Here is a 22,990-nt window from a genome sequence, read left to right on the forward strand (position 1 = left end):
CCAATTTTACAATTTTGGGGTGGAATCCCCGGAATCCTGTGAAAAGCAGATTCTTCCCCCCTTTGCCTAATCGGCTTCGGGGGACTTCGCCCGACTCAGAGGTATTCCCTTAGTCGGGCTTGCGTCTTGTACGGCTCTGAAGGACAGCTGGGCTCCTCCAGAATGACAGTAAGCGACAATGGGCGCGGAAATACCTCTCACACTTAGATTGCCGCGTCGCTAACGCTTTCCTTCGATACACTCCCTTCGACACTCTCAGGACAGGCTTCCTCCGTCGGCTTATGCCGACGAAGGATCAAAAATGCCTCGTCCTTTCTATGGAAAGGCCGGGCCTTTTTGACTCGCAATGACATTTTTTCTTTTGTGGTGGGCATTTTGGCTTTGGGGACGGTCACACTTCACAACTTAGAACATAGATCGTAGAACTTAGATCGAAAAACATGTGAAATGGAGACCCGGAGATTATACCTGTCACCCGGCCCAATCGCATCTCCCTTTATGCTACTGAGAATATTCCAGCACGAAGTCCAGCAATCCGAGCGGGCCAGCGCCATAGATTTTGTAGCCACGTGCCACCCTCCCCGGTGTACCCTGTTTGGGCACATAGACCTTCACAGGTACCCAGATCACCTGGCCGAGTAGTTCAAGGGACCAATCGGGAGGATCTTTGTGGCTGACAGAGAGAGCCGGAAGCTTTTCGCTAAAGGGATTCTGAAAACTCGAAGGCAATAGTGTGTCTATAGACTTATTAGCCTTTTCCATCCTCGGAAATCCCAGGGCGACAAGAACATCGCGGACCGTTTGGTGGCGTTCAACTGGATAAGCGCCCTCTGCCATCGTGGAGAAATCTTCAAGAGCAAGCTGTGTCCTATGCATGTTGGATCTGAGTTCTTTTTCTTTGAAACTGTCCTCTGCCAGCTTCTGAAGCTCGTCAGCAAAGGCCCTGGCCAGCGCCCTGCCAGCCTCTTCAGCGTCCGCCTTCTTGAGGCTCTCCCTTGCTAGTTTTGCCAGCTCCTCTACGAACGCCCGTGCCATAATCCTGCCGGTTTCCGCAGCCTTTTCCTCTTCCGTCATCTCTTGCGTGCAACCACAGAACGCAATCAGACAGGAGAACACCAGGACTGTAGTGGGAAACTGTCTCATCGCGCCTTCCTTGTGTTAGTGGTTCGCGTCCCTTTTCACTCGCGATCCATAGTACTTTGTTCACCTTCCACAATCAAGCACCATCTGATTTCAGGGGGTGGGGAGCTCGTGGAAATGATGTTGTTTGGAGACGCCGTCCCGGGCACACACAACTATCGTCCACCGAGGATATCAAGAAGTTCTTGAGCACAGTAGATTCGGCTGCGTTTGCGGCCGGATACTTCTTTGAGTATTCCCAGTTTGACAAGGCGCTCAACCGATGCTTTGGCCGTGGGCCAGGTTATCTTCAGGTAGTCACTTACTCCTGGCAAACTGACGAACGGATTCAAAAACAGCATGTCTAATAACTGGAAGGCTGATCGAGAAACTGACTCTGTCTGAAGTTGCTGACGGTATTTCTTCTGCAGATTCAAAATCTTATGTCCAGTTTCTTCAGCAACTCTTGACTGCTCGGCAACTCCGCGAATGAAATACCTTAGCCATCCGTCCCAGTTGCCATCTCGACTGACTTCGAATAGAAGGTCGTAATACTCATTTCTGTATCTTTCAAAGAAATCACTGAGGTAAAAGATCGGGTACTCAAGATAACCCTTTTCACAAAGGTAAAGAGTAATCAAAAGCCGCCCCACCCTCCCATTACCGTCGAGAAATGGATGGATTGCTTCAAATTGGTAGTGCATTAAAGCACACTTGATGAGAGGTACAATGGAATCATCACTGTGCAGAAACCCTTCCCACTGGGCGAGTGCTTCTGTCATTTCTGAGACGGGCGGCGGTACAAATGTCGCATCAGCAAGAGAGCATCCGGGAGGTCCAATCCAGTTCTGAGTGGTCCGGAATTCGCCGGGCCTCATCTTCTCTCCCCTGACATTCTCCATCAGTTTCAGATGAATCTCCTTGACTAATCTCAAACTGAGCGGCAATTCCTTCAGTCTGGAAAGCCCATGATTCATTGCCCTCACATAGTTCAGGACTTCCAAAGTGTCTGCATGTTTTGGTTTCTCTTTAGAGGCTTCGTAATAGAAAATGTCGGAAAGTGAAGCTTGAGTACCTTCGATTCTTGAGCTTTGGACTGCCTCCTTTCTCACGTAAGGAGCCACCAGCAAATTGGGATTTGGAACAAGTCTGCTTAAAGCCTTGAGTGCCCCGATCCCTCGGTCTGCCTCAGACAGGATTCCAATGAAATCTGCTGAGAACCTATCCAGACCCGATGGAGGTAAGGGATTAGGGACAAAGGCCCAGTGATCCTTCGAAGTCCTGATAAGCCGCCCTGTTGGACTCCTCTTGAGTCTTTCCACGTCCATTTGGCGACATTTTGCATTGTTATCAAAGGAATGTCAAGTATTTTTTGATAAGGGACGAACTTATGTAAGTTGCCTTAGATTAGATTCTTGCTTATCAAAATAAATCCCCATCTGTTTTGATAGCAGTGCGGGGAGTATGTTGGGGACGGTGCTTGACCCTCCGAATACTCGAAGGATTTTCAACTTGACATTTGACATTTTGTCCTCTTCTCAGATTGACAGCCCTTTCGATGTACTTGTGTTTTATGCGCTTACGCGTTCAGCTCAGGGACGGTGCTTGACATTTGACAAAAGTAGCGTCAGAAGCAGATTCTTCGTCGGCCTGACGGCCTCCTCCAGAATGACAATAAGCGACAATGGGTGTGGAAACCGCATTTCTAAATGCAAGTACGAGGTGGGGACTTAGTACTCTGCAATTTGTACTTCGTACTTCGATAGACCGGTTGACCGAAGTATTCGCTTCGCGCTGTGATCGGTGAAGATTATGATCAGTCCTTCGACGTCAGGTAGCCTCTCGATCAGTTCCATTCCTTTTTCTGGGCCGAGGACAAAGACTGCCGTGGCGATGGCATCTGCATCGCATGCCTCATCTGTTATGATGGTCACACTGCAGCAGCCTCTTGCCGGAAATCCAGTGGCAGGATCGAGTATGTGATGGTATCTCACTCCATCTTTTAGAAAATAGCGCTCATAGTCACCTGATGTCGCTATTGCTCTGTCCTCGACTTCAAACACGGTTACTAGAGAATCTAGCATCCTGGGATCTCTTAAGCCGATTCTCCAGAGACCACCGTCGGGCCTCCTACCGAAAACTCTTATATCCCCACCAGCGTCTATCAGTCCTCCGCTCGCGCCAAGGTTTTCCAAAACGGCAATGCCTCTATCCACAGCATATCCTTTTGCCACAGCCCCAAGGTCTATGGAGCCACCTTCAGTGGAAATTCTCACTGATGAGCCATCGACAGCTATGCTTCTATAATCTACAAAAGAAAGAGCAGAGGCAATTGACTGCCGGGATGGCACAGAGAGGCTTTCGCCTTCGAATCTGTGCCAGAGCCTGAAAATAGGGTCTATGGTTACATCAAGCGCACCATTCGAAAGTCGAGAGTACTTGACCGATTTCTGCACGATCTCCGCAACCTCGGATGGTACAGAAACGAATCTTCCAGTGTTGGAGTTGATTCTGTCAACTTCGCTTCCGCTCTGGTAGCCGCAGATGCTGTCTATCAGGTCCATCTCCTGGAAGGCTGCATTCACACAGGTGAGGGCATCGCGTTTGCTGTCTGCATGTGCCTTCACCGTGACGGCTGTGCCCAGAAGAATGCGTGTCCTTTTTGTAATGGGAGTTGTTCTGGTGCAACCCGCAAGGGTGCAGAAGAGGCATAGGAAGTAGAAAAGCTTCAGGTAGATCCTCATCGGGCTATTCTTTGGCCAACCCAGAGACACAGGTCTTCCATCGGTTTTGATCTCAGGCCGGATGAGGAGAGCGCCGACAGCGCCTTCCTGCCAAACTCCACCACATCCTCCGTTGCTCTTTTGGGGCCATTGGCTGTCTCGCACCAACGCGTGAGCCTTTTCGCGTCCTTTTCTTTGGATATCGAGTTCGTTCCGCCATCATTCTCTTTCGCATATAGGACAGGTAGAGTCACCCTTCTTCTACTTGCTAGCTCTTCAAGTCTTAGTATTTCATCACCAATCTGATATGCCATTCCCAGACTGGTGCCGTACTCCCGCACATACTCAAGCGTTTTGTCGTCTAGATTCCCGGAGAGCCCACCCAGTTCTGCGCAGGCTTCGAACAATGAACCGTACTTATTGGCAATCATGTCTATGTGGTCTTTGGGTGAACCCCCAGGGGTCTCGCGGACGTATTGAATCTCCCCGCGAGCCATACTGCTCATCATCTTCGAGGCAACATCCCCCGCCCGTCCAGGGCCTGATGAGAGCAGGGTGAGGGCTGTAGAGAATATATGGTCTCCGTTGATTATCATCCAGTCCTGCGGCCATCCAGTAACGGTAACGCCGTCGATCACAGCATCATGGGTCCAGACTGCAAGATAAAAGAGTTGACAGCCAGCAGCCATGGATATCGCTGCCTCATCAACCCCTTCACCTGCAAGTGCGGTAAGCAGACAGACTGACGGCAGAATCGAGTCACGGCTAGCAGAGAGGGTAAGTCTTTTTGCCACGCGAGCGCTCAGAATGTCTGGGACCAGAGTCTCACGTACGGCACTGGCAACAATGGCCAGTTCTTCCTTTATGGATGTTTGAATGGCAGATATGTCCAATCGGCCCTCCTATTGGATCTTGGCACACGGAGACGTGGCTTTATTCCAATGGGAATTCTCGAGGGTGACTGCAGAGATGCATCACAATGGATGGGGGTGTTCGTCGGTCATGAAGACCATGCTCTGACCTTCATCGAGAACCAGGACGAACTTGCCTATAAGGTCTCTGCCCATCAGGCTTGGTATCTGTTTCTTGATCTCATCAGGGAGCCCCTTCTCACGGTTCACCAGCACTTCGTCAAGATTCTCAATATGTCCGCCGTCGCCGGAGGCAAACTGAAAAACGACGTCACGCAGCCTGAAGGTTTCGCTGAAGCCTCCCAGGCTAAGTAGTTCTTCTTCCAATCTCTCCAACCTCTCAAGATTGAGCCCCAACTTGAGAGCATCTCTTTCACTGATTATCGTCTTAGGTGTTCCGGTGTCGATAAGAAATGATACTTTGCGCTTGATGCCCTCATTCTCAAGAGAGATCAAAGCATCCATGTAGGGAGACTTGTCTCTATGGAGGTATCCCCTTATCCTCACCTGATCCACCTTACGTCTTTTAGACTGATGAACTCGGTGGTTACGAAGTCTTTCCTGTGTGGGAACTCCTTGTCCACGATTTCCATGAGTCTTTTCATGCTCTTGTGATGCGCAATAACCCTGCAATCGAGTACTGCTACAAAACTGTTTGCATACTTATCCTTCAGACGGTCCCACTCCTTGACCACCCACTTTGAATCTTTCAGCGTCTTGGCAAGCATCTTGGTGTCAGAAGCTTTTGGTCTAAAGGAAGACCGAGGAACTTGTGCCATCGGGGGTCACCTCCTCAAAAGTTGAAGCTCAATATTGCAGACTCATTTCTAGTTACCAGCCATCCTACGCAGATGCCAACTCCAGCTCCTCCCAGCACGTCAGATGGGTAGTGCCTTCCCCGATACACTCTGGCGATACCTATGCCGGATGCAAGCACATATAGTGGAATTCTCCAACTTTTGTATCTGGCTCCAACGACAGATGCCACAGCAAAAGCACCAGATACGTGTCCTGAAGGAAAGGAAGAGTTGAACCTGTTATCTGAATCGCCGTCTGGCCTTGTCCTGTTCATTGCAAACTTCAGGCTGGCTGTGACAGCACTGGCCCCCAGCATTGAGACGAGTGCCAATTTGCCAGTTTCGTGAGCCCTTTGTTCCCCAAAGGCCAATAGAGTAGAGCAGAAAACTATGCCCACCTCGCCATCGCCCATATGGCTCACCCCGTTCATCAAACGGTTCATGAAGGGGGATTGCCAATCTTCGTGTATCGTCCTGTACAAACTTTCGTCGATTGAGTCTGCAGTAGCCGGCCTGACTGCAGATGTCAGACCGAAGCATATGATCAAAAGCAGATTCACCAATTGGAACGGTACAGCCATTTCGCGCAACATATCACAAGGTCGGCCTAAAGTCAAGGCAATTGCCTAATCCCCAAGGCCGGGAATGACGAAATTCCCCGTCTTCGCCAGCCTACATCTTCGTTGACTTCGGCTGGCTATGCTTTTGTCAGCCACGGCCGTCGTAGCCAGAGGCTGGGGATCGGGGAGGGAGGAGGCGTAGACGGCTTCGACGGGCTTCGCCCTTGACCCTTCCCCGAGCCTTCGAAATTAGGAAATTCCACTCATCCCGCCACGCAACCTTCGAAAATAGAAGATCGAAAATCGAAATTCCTCCCTACCACGCGCCACACCTTCGAAATTACGAAACTCCCTTCACTGCCGCCCAACACCTTCGAAATTCCTCCCAACCCGCCACGCAACCTTCGAAAATGGAAAGCGGAAAAGCAAAGTCCCCCGTGCCCGCCCGGCTCGTTTTACGAGCGGCCGTTTCACGGCCTCCTGGGCATTTCGCTCCGCTCTGCATAAACTCCGCCGAGGGGAGTGCATCGGGGGAGGATTTTGGTGCCGATTGGTCTTGACAACTCTCTCCATATTGGTCATACTATGGTATGACTGTAGTATGACCAGAAAGGAATCAGTGGGAAAGTCGCAGAAAATAGCCATAACCATCCCGAAGAACCTATTCAAAGAGGCTGAGAAAGCCAGAAGAGAGATAGGGGAGAGCCGTAGCGCCTTCATCCAGAGAACGATCAGGCGATATCTCGAGACCCGCAGGGAAAAGGACGCGGTCCGCCACTATGTCGAGGGTTACCAGCGGTTTCCTGAAACAGAAGAGGAGATCGAAGCGGCAGAACAGGCCGCGACGGAAATCCTGACGGAGGAGCCCTGGTAATGAGGCGCGGTGAGGTTTGGTGGACCGAACTACCTGCGCCGGCCAGGCGTCGTCCCGTGGTTTTGCTGTCACGTGACGAGGCCTACCAGGTTAGAGAGCTGGTGACAGTTGCACCTGTTACTACACGTATACGCAGTATTCCTTCGGAGGTGCAATTGGGAAAGGCGGAAGGGCTGCCAAAGAAGTGCGTGGTCAACCTCGATACGATAACTACAATTCCGAAGCGGCTCCTGGCTGAGCGGATCTGTTTGCTGCCCGAAGGAGTAATCCAGAATATCGAAAACGCCATCCGCTTTTCCCTGGGAATGCGCAGAGCTGAGTGAGCGCGAGCCATCCTGCCCCGCGGAACGCGGCACCGTGAGACGCCGCAGGCAGGCCTCACTCCGTCCAAGGACGGATTGGGCCTGTTTCGTTTTCGATTTGTGATCTTCGGGTTTTGGAATCTTGTGCAATCTCGTGGTTCCAGTATTTTGGGATGAGACCTTGCACGTTGACCTTTGCAGCGTGAGGACACTTTTCACTTGACCATTCGCATAGAGTGGGATAAAATATATACTTACGGGAGTGTCAAATGCTGGAGTTTTTTGGCTCATCGGGTCCTGAGAGGATCCTAGAGAAGGCAAGAAAGCTGATCGAGCAAGGCAAGGCCGACCGCGCTGTTCGCACGCTGGAGAAAGGCCTCCTGGGAGACAAGGAGGACTTCATCCTGCTGGTGGAATTGGGCAAGCTGAACCTCAAACAGGGCTCCCCAAAGGAGGCAGTTGGATATCTGAAACGTGCTTATGCTTCAGACCCCGAGCGGTCAGATGAACTGATAACCGAGGCCGAGACCCTGCACTATGAATCGGAGAGGCCGCTTGAGACTGGCGCATTTCTTTATGAGCTCTCACTTGAGAGAAGAGACTTTGATCAAGCCAACAAATACCTTGACGGACTCGAGGAAGATGATCTCAAAGTACTTACTGAAAGGTATGAGCAGCGTCTAGACACCATCACCAAGTACAAATCCGAAAAGGATATGGACAAAAAGGATGTTTCTTTCTTCTACAAGGCAGCTCTTCTTTTCGCCAGGGCCAACAGATTTGACGAAGCTGATGCACTGTTCAACAGAGCCGTCGATATCATCCCGGCAGACAAACCAAAGTTGATTTCCGAGTACGAACGCCTGACAGCAGCAACGTATGGTGATCCTCGGCCAAGGATTGCCTTCGGGGATTTCCTGGTCAAGTCTGGCGACATCAAGAGGGCGATGAAGCAGTACAAATCGGCGATAGAATTTGACGAGACGATAGCCAACCAGGTCACAGAGAGACTCGAGAAGATCAAAGCCGAGACGCGCGATTCTGAAGTAGAGGATTACCTGGCCAGGTTGTACGTGGCACATAACCAGGTTGAAGAAGCTATGAATGTGGTAAAAGAGGGTATATCGGCCGGGACCATTGAGCTTGGTGAGGCTGTCAAGAAGCTGCATGAAGTGGCGCGGCTAGAGCCGGAGAATCCTGATGTGCACCTGAGCCTGGGAGATGCCTACAGGGACACTGATTCGATTGATCAGGCGATATCACAATATAAGGAGGTTTTTCAGCTCAATTCGAGCTTAGCCGACACGGTTGTAGAAAGGCTCAAGAAGATAATTGACGCAAAGCCCAGAAGCCCAATGGCGATCGCTCTGCTGGCAGACATATACATGTATCAAGACGACGTGTCAAGTGCTGTTGAGACGCTGAGAGAGGCGTATGAAGCTGATGAGGCGATGGCTGATGAACTCGTCCCCAGCGTGAAAAAGGTTCTTGAGAAGGATATTGAGAACTCCACTGCGCTCCTACTCCTTGCCAAGGCCTGTTCCAGTGCGGGCAAAGACAGAGAAGCAGTTGTGGTGCTGGACACTCTCATATCCTTGGGAGCTGATGGCGCAAAGGGAGCGGTTGAGCTGCTTCGGCTAATTGTGAAGAGTGATGAGGACAACCTTGAAGCCGCGACAATATTAGGTGCAGGCCTTCTGGCCATCGGCCTCGTTGATGAAGCCGCAGAGGTCTTCCACGGTCTTCCCGACCTTCCAGAGCGTGCCCCGAGGATAATGGAAAGAGCATTCGAAATGTGCAGGAAGAGACCTGAGCTGGCAGCAGATGCTTCCAAGATTCTTACTTCGTTTGCGACAAAGGACACGGACGTGTTCACTCTGTCAATGGTGCTTGGTGAACTCCTTGCTCTATCCGGGGACCTGGAGGGAGCTGCGGCAAAGTTCAAAGAAAGTCTCGGGGTTAAGCCTGAACGAGGATCAGATGTAGCCGGAGCCTTCGAAAGGTTACTGGAGAAGAACGATCAACTTCTATCGGCGCATATGGGTCTCGCGAACTGTCTCCTCAAGGCAGGTGACCTTGATGGAGCAGCTCAGGAATTCTCAAGAGTACTCTCTCTGGATCAGGAGAAGTTCGATGAGATTGTTGACAAGTACTATGAGATGGTCAGAGAAAATCCCAAGAGCACGGCGGTGAGAGTGGCAATAGTGGATGCTCTTGTAGAAAGGCGCATGTGGGATCAGGTAAGAGACGAGTGCACGAAAGCACTGAAGGTCGTGCCGGCAGAACAATCTGGTTATTTCTACCTTAAGAAGGGGCAGTCGTTTCTCGAAAAAGGACTTTTCAGCGAGGCCGTTACGTTAGTGGATAAGGGAGTTTCCCTTGATACTGAACTTCTTGAAGAAGGTCGTGGTCTTGTTGAGAAGATAGTGAGGCTGGATCCGAAGAGTACGGCCGGGGGGTACTCCAGAGCGAGAATAGCCTCCCGGCTGGGCGACTTCGAGTCTGCGTCTTCACAGTTTCTGGTCATACAAAAGATGCATCCCGATCATACTGAGAAGGTCATTGCAGAAGTTAGAAAAGTCTTGGCAGAGAACACGGCCGATCCCCATCTCCATTTTGCTCTCGGTGAGCTCCTTCTTGAAGCTGGGAACTTCGAAGAATCCTCGGGCGAGTTCGAGATTGCTTTCCAGAGGGATGCGTCCTTTGCCGATAGGGCGATTGAGAAATACGAACAGATAATATCTGCGAAAGGAGCCTATGCTTCTGTCTCCCTTTCGCTGGGCAGAGCCTACATGAAGAAGGGTTCCTATCCCTTGGCTACCCAAAATCTCGTAGCAGCTCTAAGGGCAGGTCCTTCACTGCGTGGACCCGTTCTCCACGACCTAAATGAAATACTTGAGAAGGACTCCAGAGATATTACAGTCAGGTTCGCTCTGTCTGACATCTACCGGGATGACGGAGACACTGAAAGGTCAGTGGACATACTCAGAGAGATAGCGGAACTGGCCCCGACCCAGGTTGATGCCGTGTCTGAGAGATTGCGGAGAATGATTGAACAACACAGAGAAGACCTCTCGCTCAGGTACCTGCTCGGCGACTTACTGATGAAGAAAGGTGCATTGCAGATCGGCGTGAGAGAGTATGAGAAGATTATGGCTGAGCATCCCCTGGAGACGGAGCATGTGGTAGAGAAACTGAGAGAAGCGGCTAGAGGGGGGCATCCGAGGGCACTCGTTGGTCTTGCCACTGCACTCGTGAACAACAAGTGGTACGAAGAAGCAACAGATGTGATATCGCGTATGACCCTGAAGGATGTTAACACGGTCTCCTATGCGGTATCCCTTCTCGAACGGATTCAGACGTCGGATTCCAGCATATCGTCTGCATCCATGCTGCTGGGCAGACTCCTTATTGAAACAGAAGACTATAGGAGAGCGACAGTTGTTCTTGCATCAGCTCTGGACAATTCAGATGAGAAAGAAGTAACTCTGGAGAGTATGCTCCTTCTCTCAAGGGCCCTCAAGTACAGCGGACAGGTCGACAGGGCGAAGTCAGAGATTGAGCTTGCGCTTTCGACTGTTGAAGATCCGAAAGAGGTTTACACCAAGCTTACAGAGATGATCGAATCTGAAAAATCTAGGGAACTGGCCAGGGTACTTACGGAACTGAAACGTAACCCTGATGATGAACTCCTGAGGATTCAGGCTGCGGTACTCAAGCGTCGGATGGGCGATGTGAGCGCGGCGGCCAATCTTCTCAGTTTTACGTCGGAGAACCCGGATACGGAGGCAAAGAGGAGAATTGAGCTGGCAATATGCCTGGATGTTCTGGAAGAGCCGGCTGTCAGTATAGAGGTACTGAAAGGACTGGATCTCTCTGACATGTTAGAAAGCGACACAGGCAAAGAGGTTTTGAGCACCCTGGCATACCTTTACGAGAAGACCCAACAGTTTATTTCCGTCGTTTCTACTCTCAATTTGCTGGTGTCTCAAGATCCAAACTTCAAGGGTGCACAGCAGAGACTGAGTAGAGCGAGTAACAACATGGTTGTCCATATCCTAGGGGACAGACCAAATCTAATAGATGGAGTGATTGCCAAATGATATGCCCATTTCTGAGTGTCGAACGTACGACAAGAGAAGTAAAGTATGACGTGGATGGCAAGATCGTGGAGGCGAAGGAGATTCCTGAAAGAGAATTGGTGGAATGCCGGAAGGCTGACTGCTACCTGTATGATGAAGGCCTCTCCAACTGCTCGCTTGTGGCTCTTGCGAAAGGTTCGGAAGCTGTGGATGCTCTTCTTGAGTCTGTGCGTAAGATGAGCGATGCGTTCAGCGGCATGAAGGAATCGACGGAGAAGAGCGTGGAAGGACAGAGCAGGATGCTTGAGTCCCTGAGCAAGGCCCAGCGGGAAAGCGGAGTTTCCACGCTGTCGTTTGCCAGCAAGTTAGATGAGAATTTCAAAGAGATAGCACAGAGTGTCGCCAACATGAGCCAAAGCATGGAAGGACTGGCGGAAAAGCTTGAAGGCTACCATGATAAGATAGAGAGCACATCAAGCGAGTCGATTGAGAAGCTCGGCGGGAAGCTGGCGGACTACAGCAATAATCTCACAGACGTTACTAACGATTTGGCTAAGAAGCTGCGGGAGGGGCTCGACTTTTACAGCGGCAGGACCATAGATGCAGCGAAAGAGTCAACGGATAGGCTCATTGAAAAGATGGGGGACTACGCCGATAAGGTGGAGGAGCAGAAAAGGGCGACAGAAGCAGCAACAGAGGAGAACGGAAAGCTTCTGTCTTCTATTTCGGAAAGCACTTCCCGGTGGGTCGATATGTCAAAGGATTTGTTTTCTGAGCTAACGACCGGGCTGGAGCAGATGAGGGCTGAAATTGGGGTGCGTGGCGAAGCTCACCTGGAAGAACAGAAACGGACGAATTCACTCACGGAAGCGCTCTACGCTACTCTTGGTGCCCTTTCTGAGCGGATGGAGTCGATATCAGAAAGAGTGGTTGAGGCAAGCAGAGACATGAAGGAGTTCGTCCAGAGAGTGAAGGACGAGAGGGAAGAAGAAAAACGGAGAGTGACTCTCGATAAAGCTCGAGCCCACAACGACAGAGGAGTAGCACTTTACTTCAGAAAAACATATGCAGGTGCCCTGGAGGAGCTGGAGAAAGCGATAGAGCTTGACCCCACCATGGCAGAAGCTCATAGCAATATGGCGCTGTGTCTCACAAGTCTTGGAAAGAATGATGAGGCAGCGTCGAGTTTCAAGCGCGCCCTGGAGATTGATCCGGACATGGCCGAGGCCTACAACAATCTTGGGTTGCTCCATTTCAAGAAGAAGAAATACGAAGAGGCAGTAGGCATGTTTGAAGAGGCTGTGAAGAAGAGGGAAGACTATCCCAACGCCTACTTCAATCTGGGTAGTGCATTCGAAGAAATGGATATGCATGCGAAAGCAATAGACGCTTGGGAGCGTACTCTGGAGCTCGACCCTGGAAACGTGAAGGCTAAAGAGGCAATGGGAGAGATAAGTGGACTGTGATGGACTTTGGACGCTTGAACCATGGACGATATTCTTAAGAAACTGAGACAAAAGAAGAAACGCGACAAAAGCTCATCACCTCTGGGTAATATTTTTGGCGAGGTCGTGAAGGATGAGCCAGAAGAAAAGCCTGAGGACGAGATGGAGATCACCCACCACGACACGAAGGTTCGGGAAGAAATAGTGACAAAAGGAAAAGGTCTCCGGAGAGTTGATTTTGAAAAAGAACCTGTCGCTCCGGTTGACACCCTGGGGGGAGATGGAGTACGTGAACTGTCTATTGGCGACCTTAGGGTTCAACATCCTGAGGCTGACCGCGGAGATCCCACCCACCTGGAGAAAGCGGCACAGCCAGTGCGGGACGCTGACCAGAATGATAACGAGATAGTACTGAAAACACAGGACAGTGCCAAAGTCAAATTCCTGAAGTTGGTGGTGGCTCTACTTGAGTCTGGCTACTACGATCAGGCCATAGAGACCATTCATGAGCTCCGCAGGGCTACCGAGCACTGAGCACTTAAAACCAAAAGTACAGAGTACGGAGCACAAAGTACGAAAAGCAACCACCCGTGCCTCTTCCCTGACACTAGGAAAAAAGAGCCATGCCGTCGCTTGGCGGGATGAGGTATTTTTCGTCGTGTTTAGTCTTTGTTAGAGGTCACAAGCGAAGCGCAGTGAGCTCCTTACAAAGAGTTAATCCTGCTTAGTCTCTCTTGCTGAGACGGAGTCGAAGCTTAGAGAGAATTAGTCCTGAGGTAGCGCCGAAGGGAGCAGCCGCAGGCTGTCGAAGGGTTTACTTCCTGTGAGGGTCGCAAGCGAAGCGCAGTGAACTCGTTACAAAGAGCTAATCCTTCGGCGGCGTAAGCCGACGGAGGGTTTACTCTTTCTTAATGAGACCGACTAACAATGAAGGTCGAATTCTAGAAAGCGTGAGTCCTCTTTGGACTCCCGCTTTTGTTTCTAGCATACAGCGTATAGCTGTCTTACATCTTACGTCTTGGGCAGAAAATGCAAAAATATAAGATCCGACCCCGGGCTTACAAGTTTAGCAGGTAAGTCAGTTTCATAAAGCCTATTCGGTCTTTAAACCTCATGTCTCCCAGCGAATCGTTTCTAACCTCAGTATATGCCAGGTATATCCTGCTTTGCGGCGCGAACTCCCATTCAACAAGGCCATTACCTGTATAGCGCTTTGTGTAGGTGTTCTCCAGGGCATATACTCTCAAGTGGAGATCTCTGGTGAGAGATATTCTGAGATGCTGGCTGGCTGTCAATGTTGATTCATCCAAAGACCAGTCCTCAGTGTACTCTCTTAGATATTCAAAATCTCCACTAAGGTGGATGTTGGTTGAAGGCCTTATTTCTATTGTTGCATAACCCTTCCTGTGATGCCCAAAATATTGCTTGCTGTAGTTGTAGGTGCTCAATTGCCTGAAATGGACAGTCGCTGATACGGGAAGCCTGTAGTCTGAAGCGACTCCACCATAGATGTTCGAATAGGGTTTTTCTTCACCTACTTCATACTTGTTTCCAAGGTAGCCCCCGGCCCAGGCACTCCATTGCTCCATGAAATTGATAGAAATGAGAGGACCTATGTACTGACTGTATGAAGGGTGTTCATACCTCTTGTCTGCGAGATATTTGAGAGAGGCACTGAGAGACCTGATGCCCATTCTGTTCAGCCTTGGATGGAATGAAACCTCTGAGCGATGAGACTTTGAACCATACTGTGGAACGTAACCGAATTCCTCAATATAGAAGTTCCTATCTATGTCCGTGTAGCTGCCTCCAAAGCTCCAGTCTGCCGAGTTAAAGTGCGCGCTTATGCTGCCCAGATATCCATCCAGGTCAGGAGACACGTTCCATGACTTCGCGGCCTGCGCGGTCATGTCAAATCTGGAGAGAAGTCTCAGATTCGTATCAAAGGAGGTGCATCTTGAATATCCATTGAGTGTATCTTTACCAGCGACCAGGATACCGAAGTTTGATGATTCAAGGATGTCCCATTTGATTCTGCCCACTGAATAGAGAGCAGGGGGCTCACGATAGTCAGCGGACCGGACACCCTCTGTTGCGGCGGCAGAGAGGAGGAATGATGTGTTCCATATTTTCCCACTGAGTCTGGTTCCACCCAGTATGGGAACTTCTGTGCCGTCGTCGAGCTTCTTGCCCACCCTTCTCGAATAGAAGATAGTATAGGGATTGGCGAGCAGTTCCTTTCCTTCCAGGAAGAACGGCCGCCTCTCCTTGAGGTAGTACTCGTACCTGGAGAGATTTACGAACTCCGGATCAGCTTCCACCTGCCCGAAGTCGGGATTGAAAGTAGCGTCTGCGGTTACATTCGGAGTGATTTGCCACTTAATATCCACACCTCCGTCCGCAAAGGCTTCCTTCGTTTCGACCAGCGGTGTGTCCACATACCCAGCCGTATCAGTTACAATGCTGTCATACTGCGACATTTCTCCTCTGCCCAAAGCATAAGATATAATCTCCAGATGGAGACCGGGCCGGATATCTTTCATCTTTCCAAGCCTCCCAAATCTTGAAATCCTCACGCCTTCAGCCCTACTTACGGGTACCCAGTACGAGGTTTCATCAAGCCTTTCAATGTATCTCCAGAACTGGACACCCCATATCTGAATAAGTTCGGGCGGGAACCTCAGTGTCTTGAATGGAATCTCTATCTCAACGAACCAGCCTCTGGTGGTCAGCCTCCCTTCTGCGCGCCAGATACCATCCCATGACTCATCCGTCCTGGAACCGTCCTCAAAGACGCGTGCATCCAGCTGTATCCCAAGAGCGTTTGTCTGAAATAGAAATGCATTCTGTCGGTCATGGAAGGTATCCAGAAAGAGCGCCACGCAGTCTCCCATCTCGTATGACTCCCTCGGTGTCAACTTCGCGCTCATTTCCTTATATCTGGAATCGAGACAGGCAAATCCAAAGTAGATGTTGTTTGCATCATACACGCAATACACAAATGTCTTCTCCTGTGATGGAACACCCTCCTCTGGAGAGAATTGGGTGAAATTCCCGACAGGCCTGGCCAGTTTCCAGCACGGATCAGTCAGATACCCGTCTATATTGGGTGGTTTCCTCACTCTGACAGGGGAAATGGCGTACGTCTGGCCTGCCGGATTAGGGGCAGACGCAAGAAGGCAAACCAGAAGAGATAGTTGTGTAATCACTTTGGCCTCAATGGAATCTAGCAGTTACATCAGAGCCTGTCAACAGTCTGATGGGAGAGGCCGAACAAATCATGTGCTCATCTGTTTGTACTGTTCCGGAGGGCCGTTGGATCACAGCTCGAATCCGGGAACGAAAAGAAGGAAATAACGTCTTATCGCTCAGAAAGGCAGGGGAAACCGTAAGGCCCAATGATTACAGCAAAAGGCATATGTCTTTCCTATCCAGGATTCAGTGTGGCCCCGCCTGCAACCACTGATGCAGAGTTGGCAGTAAAGTGTAGGAAAGGGGATACTGAGGCCTTTGAAATCCTCTACAAGAAGTACAGCAAGAGTCTCTTCAATTACATTTACAGAATGGTTGGCGATCATGATAGAGCTCGAGATCTGTACCAGGATACCTTCATCAGGGTTCTGACAGCCAAGAACTATCAGCCGCGCGCTAAGTTTTCAACATGGCTCTACAGAATCGCAACTAATCTCTGCATAAACGACTTGAAGAGGAAGAAACCAGTGTCCTTAGATGCTAAACTGAAGATGGGCGCAGGATTTGAGGCGAGGACAATCTCACCTGAGGATTACGCAAACAGCCAGGAACTCGCCGAGAAGATAAAGACGGCCCTTGAGGGGTTGACCGACATACAGCGGGCAGTTTTCACTCTGAGGCATTATCAGGGGCTTTCATACCAGGAGATTGCCCGCGTGCTGAGATGCCCACTGGGCACGGTCAAATCCAGACTGAGTTCTGCGGTAAATGCATTGAGAAAAGTTCTGAGCGGGGAGTTGAAGGAGGTGTTCACAAATGAGATGCAATAAAATCAAAGAAAGGCTGACCGAGTACGCATACGGCGATTTGTCGGATAAGGCTGCTAGTGTGGTGGAGTCACATATTACCGACTGCGCGAGTTGCAGGCAGGATCTGCAGGAAATCAAAACAGTGCTCTCCGCGGCTCTCCAGTATGAAGATGTGGATCCTCCGGAGGAGATCCACAGAACGCTCAAGAGACAAGTACAGGCAGTTCTTCAAGGGAGATGGTCAGGGCTTTCACTATTGTTGAAGCCAGCTTCAGCCTATGTTGCCGTTGCGGCGATAGCCCTCTTCGCAGTGGTATCTGGAATTGGAACCAGGATCGAGGTAGAGAGACTCGAGAGGATGAATTCACTCTTCTCAGATTCACTGAGAATACTGAACGCCCACTCTGCGGGCATACCCCGATCCCTTCGGCCAGCTCCCCTCGATAACCTCGGGAGGTCGTGGAACGGCCCGGGCGTGCAGGACTCTGCCGAGCTATCCGACAGCAGCGACTCCTTCCTTACCACGCCGCCCTCAGAATCAATCCCCAGCGACTGAGCGCTTTTTCACCCGGGGCCGGACCTTATCCTCCGACGGAGTTTATGCTTGGCGAAGCCGAGTGCGAAGGATCTTGACGTTTTTACATTCTGGGCCAAAAGTCCATAAGTTTGGCTCTTCTCCGAAAAAGTTGATGACAGGGAGGAGTTGGGGAACGTACGGAGAATCCTTGCTTGTAGCGCCGAGCCCCGTCGGACAGGGCAGGCAAGCTCGGCTACTCCTGAATGTATGGAGTAGCGCCGCTTGCGGCGCGCTAGGTTAGCGCCCATTTCCAGGAAAACATAGCACCCCATTGTCAAGCACTACCGCCAACTGAATTGGAGAAGAGCCATAAGTTTATGCCTGCCTGCCCGGGCCGTTCGACGGCCGGGCGTTTCACGGGCCCCCGTTTCTCGCGAAGCAAGATGCACCGGGCCCTTCGGCGGCCGCCCGTCTCACGGTTCCCAGCTCCCTTCGTCCTTTGTACTTCGGCCCTGGTATCGGAAGAGATAATTTGGGTTGACTGTGCCAAATTTATCGAATAACATACGATGGCCGTTTTGCAATGGTTTTGCCGGTTTCCTGAATCATTCATCAAAAATTGGGGGTAGTAATGAAAGATTTTGCCAAGATGCTGGCTGAAATGCTTGGGGGAAAAGTTGACTACGGCGATGCCCGGGTTGTCGAATCGGGCGACGAATCCCTGGTGGTAAAGAACGGCAGGGTCGAATCGGTCAGTTCCTCAACTGACATTGGTTTTGGTGTCAGAGTCCTGGTAGATGGATGCTGGGGATTCTCTGCCAGCTCAACGATCAGCAAAGATGAGGCCGAAAGGGTCGTTAAGCAGGCGATAGGAATAGCGAAAGCCAGCAGCATAGTTGCAGGTGAAAAGGTGAAGCTGGATGCGACAAAGCCAGCGGTTGGGAAGTATAGCTCGAAATATGAGAAGGATCCGTTCGAAGTTCCCATTGCTGAGAAGATAGAACTCCTTCTAGAAGTCGATTCCGAAATCAGAAAAGAGAAGGGGATAAAGGTATCCAGGGCGCGCATGGGTTTCGAAAGAACTGACAAGGTGTTTGCATCAACTGAGGGTGCATTGATTGAACAGAGATTTCTTGAGTCTGGCTGCGGGATAAGCGCACTTGCCGTTAAGGAGGGAGATGTGCAGGAGAGGTCGTACCCCTCGAGCTTCGGCGGCAATTATGCGAACAGCGGCTATGAGTTTATACTGGGAATGGACCTTGTCGGCAATGCGCCCAAAATAGCTGAAGAGGCAGTCAAGCTTTTGAATGCCAAAAAGTGCCCGGAAAAAGTGACGACTATCATACTTGAGTCGAGCCAGCTTGCCTTGCAGATACATGAGTCGATAGGGCACCCTGTTGAACTGGATAGAGTGCTGGGCACTGAGGCCAGCTATGCCGGAACGAGTTTCGTGACCACAGAGAAGCTGGACAAGTTCCGGTATGGCTCTGATCTTGTGAACGTGTATGCAGATGCTACAGTGGAGGGCGGCCTGGGTACTTTTGGATTTGATGATGAAGGCGTGCCCGGCCAGAGAATACCAATAATCAAAGGCGGGATATTCAGTGGATACCTTTCTTCGAGGGAGACTGCACCGATCATAGGTAGAAAAAGCTCGAGTGCGATGAGAGCGGACGGTTGGGATAGGATTCCTTTGATTAGAATGACGAACATAAATCTCGAGCCTGGTGAGTGGAAACTCGAGGACCTCATAGCTGATACAGACGATGGTTTGTTTCTTGCCACCAACAAGTCCTGGTCAATAGACGACAAGAGGTTGAACTTCCAGTTTGGCACAGAAGCTGCCTACAGGATAAAGAAAGGCAAACTTGGTGAGCTCTATAAGAACGCGGTCTACACAGGCATAACCCCTGAGTTCTGGGCTTCCTGTGATGCCATCTGCAGCGAAGAATACTGGAAGCTTTGGGGTGTTCCCAACTGCGGTAAAGGGCAGCCCGGCCAGACTGCTCATGTGGGGCACGGAACCGCACCGGCAAGATTCAGAAATGTCAGGGTAGGCATATGAGGCTGCTTCTACGGCCAATTGCAGTACTCATTCTTGTTCTTCTGACAGGCTGCATATATTACAATACCTTCTACAACGCGAAGAAGAACTTCGCCGGTGCTGTCAGGGGAACAGACGTTGAACCGGGCAGAGCGAACAAGGACCTTCTCGAGAAGTGCGTAACCAGATGTGAGAAGGTTGTCAAGTACCACCCGCATTCCAAATGGGCAGATGATGCCGTCCTCCTGATGGGAAAGTGCTTCTATTATATGGCGGAGCACAGAAAGGCTCTCAGAAAGTTCGAGGAGCTCGAGACATACTACCCGAAAAGTGGACTGCTTGCAGAAGCCTACTACTACCAGGGGCTGGCCAATCAGGCTCTCCAGAACAGAGATGATGCAATCGAGAGTTTCAGGAACTCGGCAGCAGACGATCCGAAAGCGAAGTTCGCAGATGCTGCCGCTTATCAGGTCGTGAACACTCACTATCTTGGTGAGGAATACGGTGATGCTCTCCGTTCGAGTGATGATTTCCTTTCAGCACACGCGAAAAGCAAGTATAGACGTGAAGTCATCTTCATAAGAGCGCAGTCCCTCTTTGAACTGGAGAAGTATGAAGAGTCGATAACCGCTTTTGGGAAGTTCATAGATCTGAAGGCAAAGAAGGAGTCTCGTTTCCAGGCCCGCCTGAAGATCGGTGAGGCGTATCTCAAATTGGGGAGGACACAAGAGGCTTTGGATGTTTTCCTCGCTTTGAGAAAAGAGGTTCTTGGACCTCTGGAAGATGCCAGGCTTGCTATCAGGATAGCAGAGAGCAGCCGATCGTTGGGTGACACAGAGCAAGCCCTCGAGCAGTTAGAGGAGGTGACTGTTCTCTACCCAAGAACCGAAGCATCAGCAGAGGCATACTATACAATGGGTGAGATTTGTGAACAGGATCTTCGAGATCTTGAAAAAGCTCGGGAATACTATGACAAGGCCAGGACTGAGGCTCCTTACTCAGAATTCTCCAATGAAGCCCTCATGAGATCCACATCAATAGCAAAGCTGGGAGAGTATAGGGAGAAGGTGAAAAGCGGGGAAGAGAGCGAGTTGGCCGAGACTCAATTTCTTCTAGCAGAACTCTACTACCTTGAGTTCAACAGGGTAGACGAGGCTCTTCCCGAGTACAGAAAAGTCGTCGACGACTATCCCGGAAGCGAATATGGACCGAAAGCGGCATTTGCCATTGCGTGGATACTTGACCACGTGAAGAAGGACTACAACGAAGCAAGGGAGGCGTATCTGAAGGTGGTAACCAGGTACCCAAATACCACATACAGCGACGCTTCAGAGAAAGCGGCAAAAAGGATCGAGAGGGAGAGTTCCAGCCAGTAGTTATTCTTACCGGTAGAGAAAATGAATCAGGAAAAAGGAAAGGTGTTGGAAAATGAGCGGCTTTGTGAGGATGTGTATAGGATAAGAATCAGATCTCCCAGGATTTCAAAAGAGGTGAAGGCAGGACAGTTTGTTATGCTCAGGATTACTGAAGGGTTTGACCCACTCCTGCTGAGGCCGTTCAGTTTTCACGATGTTCAATCGGAAAGTTATGAGCTGGTTTATCAGGTTGTTGGGAGGGGAACTTCAATCCTTTCCAAGAAGTCTATTGGTGATGTGATGGACTCAATAGGCCCACTGGGAAATGGTTTCGAGTCTGCACAGGGAGAGGCTATTCTAGTAGCAGGCGGGATTGGCATAGCACCACTTTTTCTTCTTGCGAGGTCACTGACCGGACAAAAGATGAAGACGGTCCTGGTCTATGGTGCGAAGACAGCTTCATCTCTGGTGTGCAGAGAGAGATTCGATTCTCTGGGTGTTTCAGTCAAACTGGCCACCGAGGATGGCAGTGCAGGGTTCAAGGGTACGTGTGTGGGGTTGCTGGAGCCGCTTCTGGGAAGCTCGGCTGTTGAGGCTGTTTATGCCTGCGGTCCCGCTGCCATGCTGAGGGAGGTAGCAAAGCTCTGCAAAGGCCACGATATCTCCTGTCAGATGTCTGTGGAGGAGCGCATGGCCTGCGGGGTGGGTGCATGTAAGGGGTGCTCAATCACGCGGACTGATGGGGGCTACCTGACCGTGTGCGAAGACGGACCAGTATTTGACGCAGGGAAGGTGAAGATTTGAGTGTCGATCTAACAGTAACGCTTGGAGGACTGGATCTTGCAAACCCTGTGATTCTTGCATCAGGGACATTCGGATATGGCACAGAGTACTCTGGTCTCCTTGATGTGACAGAGGTTGGTGGATTCGTGAGTAAAGGTTTAACCCTGGAAAAGAGAGAAGGGAACACTCCGCCCCGGATTGCAGAAACGCCTTGCGGGATGTTGAACTCGGTGGGTCTGGAGAATGTAGGGCTTGACCATTTCATCTCGGAGAAACTAGAGGCGATGAAGAACCTCAATACAAAGGTGATTGTAAACGTTGCGGGCTCCAGCGTGGATGAGTATGTCGCAGTTGTTTCCGGACTGGATGGGAAAGAGGGGATTGACGCATTTGAGTTGAACGTCTCCTGCCCCAACGTTAAGGATGGCGTCATGTTTGGTTCCGATCCAGACTTGATACATAGACTCGTCTCAGAATCAAGGGATGAGACGGACTTGCCTCTGTTTGTGAAGTTGAATCCAAATACAGATAGGATTCTGCAAGTTGCCTCCAGTGCTGTGGAAGCTGGCGCCGACGGTCTGTCCCTGATAAACACGCTCTACGGCATGGCGATAGATGTCGAGCAAAGGAAGCCACTTCTTGGCAATGTGACCGGTGGCCTGTCAGGTCCTGCCATCAGGCCTGTCGCAGTTTACTATGTACATGTGGTTAGCCAAAACGTGAAGGTCCCTGTCATAGGTATGGGGGGGATAATGAACTGGCGCGATGCTCTGGAGTTCATCCTGGCGGGAGCGTCCGCGGTCCAGGTGGGCACAGCGGTATTCACAAATCCCAGGGCGCCTGCAGCAATAGTCAACGGCCTAAAGGTCTACTGCGAGAAGCATGGGATAGACAGAATTGCTGACCTGGTTGGCAAACTGGAGTTGGAATGACTGCCTCACTACAAACAAATTCCAATGACCATGCACCAAATTACAAATAATCACCAATGACCCAAATTCCAAACATAAGACGCAAATCACAAACAAACCCGAATGCTCAAGCACCAAATCGCGAACAAAATCGGAGGAGAGCGGAATGACTATGACAAGTAGGAAGATGACAGCGGTCGTCATTTTGCTTCTTCTGTCGCTGTTTCAATGTGGGTGTTGTACCTCCAGCCCGCGGCCGCACAGGGGAAGAGCTGTCACTGGAATTGCCTCCTATTATGGGAAGAAGTTTCATGGGAAGAGGACTGCGAGCGGTGAGATTTTTGACATGTACAAACTGACTGCCGCACACAAGACGCTCCCCTTTGGAACCCGCGTACTGGTAACTAGCCTGGAGAATGACAGGTCAGTGGTGGTCAAGATAAATGATAGAGGTCCCTTTGTGAAGGGAAGGATAATAGACCTTTCATACGAAGCGGCCAGGCGCATCGGTATGACCGGCATTGCAAAGGTCAAATTGGTGATTCTCAATTAACTGTATTGGGAGG

The 22,990-nt window shown here is 50.6% G+C and carries 20 protein-coding genes; 12 read left to right on the forward strand and 8 right to left on the reverse strand.

What is annotated here, in order from left to right; genetic code table 11:
* Positions 1-501: 501 nt before the first annotated feature.
* The 7 genes from E3J62_05400 to E3J62_05430 all read right to left on the reverse strand — a co-directional run bounded on the left by E3J62_05400 (position 502) and on the right by E3J62_05430 (position 6,143).
* A complete protein-coding gene (locus E3J62_05400; GenBank protein TET45973.1) occupies positions 502-1,143 on the reverse strand; it encodes a hypothetical protein in 642 nt (213 codons plus the stop codon).
* 152 nt (positions 1,144-1,295) lie between these two features.
* The gene (locus E3J62_05405; GenBank protein ID TET45974.1) at positions 1,296-2,447 is read right to left on the reverse strand and encodes a Fic family protein; all 1,152 of its coding nucleotides are present in this window, start codon (positions 2,445-2,447) and stop codon (positions 1,296-1,298) included.
* A 402-nt stretch (positions 2,448-2,849) separates the two neighbouring features.
* A complete protein-coding gene (locus tag E3J62_05410; GenBank protein ID TET45975.1) occupies positions 2,850-3,863 on the reverse strand; it encodes an FAD:protein FMN transferase in 1,014 nt (337 codons plus the stop codon).
* Positions 3,860-4,735: a hypothetical protein gene (locus E3J62_05415; GenBank protein ID TET45976.1), complete on the reverse strand. Its 876-nt coding sequence runs from the start codon at positions 4,733-4,735 to the stop codon at positions 3,860-3,862. The genes E3J62_05410 and E3J62_05415 overlap by 4 nt, the downstream gene beginning before the upstream one ends.
* Positions 4,736-4,816: 81 nt before the next feature.
* Positions 4,817-5,260 (reverse strand): hypothetical protein, encoded by a 444-nt coding sequence (locus tag E3J62_05420; GenBank protein TET45977.1) that lies wholly within the window; start codon positions 5,258-5,260, stop codon positions 4,817-4,819.
* Positions 5,257-5,532: a hypothetical protein gene (locus E3J62_05425; protein ID TET45978.1), complete on the reverse strand. Its 276-nt coding sequence runs from the start codon at positions 5,530-5,532 to the stop codon at positions 5,257-5,259. The genes E3J62_05420 and E3J62_05425 overlap by 4 nt, the downstream gene beginning before the upstream one ends.
* A gap of 14 nt (positions 5,533-5,546) precedes the next feature.
* Positions 5,547-6,143, reverse strand: a complete 597-nt coding sequence (locus E3J62_05430; GenBank protein ID TET45979.1) for a phosphatase PAP2 family protein — start codon at positions 6,141-6,143, stop codon at positions 5,547-5,549.
* Positions 6,144-6,660: 517 nt separating this feature from the next.
* Between E3J62_05430 and E3J62_05435 the strand changes: the two genes are divergently transcribed.
* The 5 genes from E3J62_05435 to E3J62_05455 all read left to right on the forward strand — a co-directional run bounded on the left by E3J62_05435 (position 6,661) and on the right by E3J62_05455 (position 13,347).
* The gene (locus E3J62_05435; GenBank protein TET45980.1) at positions 6,661-6,984 is read left to right on the forward strand and encodes a hypothetical protein; all 324 of its coding nucleotides are present in this window, start codon (positions 6,661-6,663) and stop codon (positions 6,982-6,984) included.
* A complete protein-coding gene (locus tag E3J62_05440; protein TET45981.1) occupies positions 6,984-7,307 on the forward strand; it encodes a type II toxin-antitoxin system PemK/MazF family toxin in 324 nt (107 codons plus the stop codon). Before E3J62_05435 ends, E3J62_05440 begins: the two co-directional genes overlap by 1 nt.
* 248 nt (positions 7,308-7,555) lie before the next feature.
* A complete protein-coding gene (locus tag E3J62_05445; protein TET45982.1) occupies positions 7,556-11,389 on the forward strand; it encodes a tetratricopeptide repeat protein in 3,834 nt (1,277 codons plus the stop codon).
* Complete coding sequence (locus tag E3J62_05450; protein ID TET45983.1) at positions 11,386-12,834, forward strand: tetratricopeptide repeat protein; 1,449 nt, start codon at positions 11,386-11,388, stop codon at positions 12,832-12,834. Before E3J62_05445 ends, E3J62_05450 begins: the two co-directional genes overlap by 4 nt.
* A gap of 21 nt (positions 12,835-12,855) precedes the next feature.
* Positions 12,856-13,347, forward strand: a complete 492-nt coding sequence (locus E3J62_05455; GenBank protein ID TET45984.1) for a hypothetical protein — start codon at positions 12,856-12,858, stop codon at positions 13,345-13,347.
* Between the two features lie 524 nt (positions 13,348-13,871).
* On the opposite strand, the gene E3J62_05460 is transcribed toward E3J62_05455, so the two are convergent.
* On the reverse strand, positions 13,872-16,022 hold the full coding sequence (locus tag E3J62_05460; protein TET45985.1) for a hypothetical protein: 2,151 nt from the start codon (positions 16,020-16,022) through the stop codon (positions 13,872-13,874).
* A gap of 189 nt (positions 16,023-16,211) precedes the next feature.
* Between E3J62_05460 and E3J62_05465 the strand changes: the two genes are divergently transcribed.
* From E3J62_05465 to E3J62_05495, 7 genes are all read left to right on the forward strand, one after another.
* On the forward strand, positions 16,212-16,835 hold the full coding sequence (locus E3J62_05465) for a sigma-70 family RNA polymerase sigma factor (GenBank protein ID TET45986.1): 624 nt from the start codon (positions 16,212-16,214) through the stop codon (positions 16,833-16,835).
* Positions 16,822-17,370 carry a hypothetical protein gene (locus E3J62_05470; GenBank protein ID TET45987.1) on the forward strand — a complete coding sequence of 183 codons (549 nt, stop codon included), beginning with the start codon at positions 16,822-16,824 and terminating at the stop codon, positions 17,368-17,370. Before E3J62_05465 ends, E3J62_05470 begins: the two co-directional genes overlap by 14 nt.
* A 592-nt stretch (positions 17,371-17,962) precedes the next feature.
* On the forward strand, positions 17,963-19,396 hold the full coding sequence (locus tag E3J62_05475) for a TldD/PmbA family protein (GenBank protein ID TET45988.1): 1,434 nt from the start codon (positions 17,963-17,965) through the stop codon (positions 19,394-19,396).
* Positions 19,393-20,751 (forward strand): tetratricopeptide repeat protein, encoded by a 1,359-nt coding sequence (locus E3J62_05480; GenBank protein TET45989.1) that lies wholly within the window; start codon positions 19,393-19,395, stop codon positions 20,749-20,751. The genes E3J62_05475 and E3J62_05480 overlap by 4 nt, the downstream gene beginning before the upstream one ends.
* Before the next feature lie 21 nt (positions 20,752-20,772).
* Positions 20,773-21,534, forward strand: a complete 762-nt coding sequence (locus E3J62_05485) for a dihydroorotate dehydrogenase electron transfer subunit (protein ID TET45990.1) — start codon at positions 20,773-20,775, stop codon at positions 21,532-21,534.
* A complete protein-coding gene (locus E3J62_05490; protein TET45991.1) occupies positions 21,531-22,445 on the forward strand; it encodes a dihydroorotate dehydrogenase in 915 nt (304 codons plus the stop codon). Before E3J62_05485 ends, E3J62_05490 begins: the two co-directional genes overlap by 4 nt.
* A 166-nt stretch (positions 22,446-22,611) precedes the next feature.
* Positions 22,612-22,977 carry a septal ring lytic transglycosylase RlpA family protein gene (locus E3J62_05495; GenBank protein ID TET46049.1) on the forward strand — a complete coding sequence of 122 codons (366 nt, stop codon included), beginning with the start codon at positions 22,612-22,614 and terminating at the stop codon, positions 22,975-22,977.
* The last annotated feature ends 13 nt before the right edge of the window (positions 22,978-22,990 follow it).

The organism is candidate division TA06 bacterium (assembly GCA_004376575.1).
Taxonomy (GTDB): domain Bacteria; phylum Hydrothermota; class DG-26; order E44-bin18; family E44-bin18; genus E44-bin18.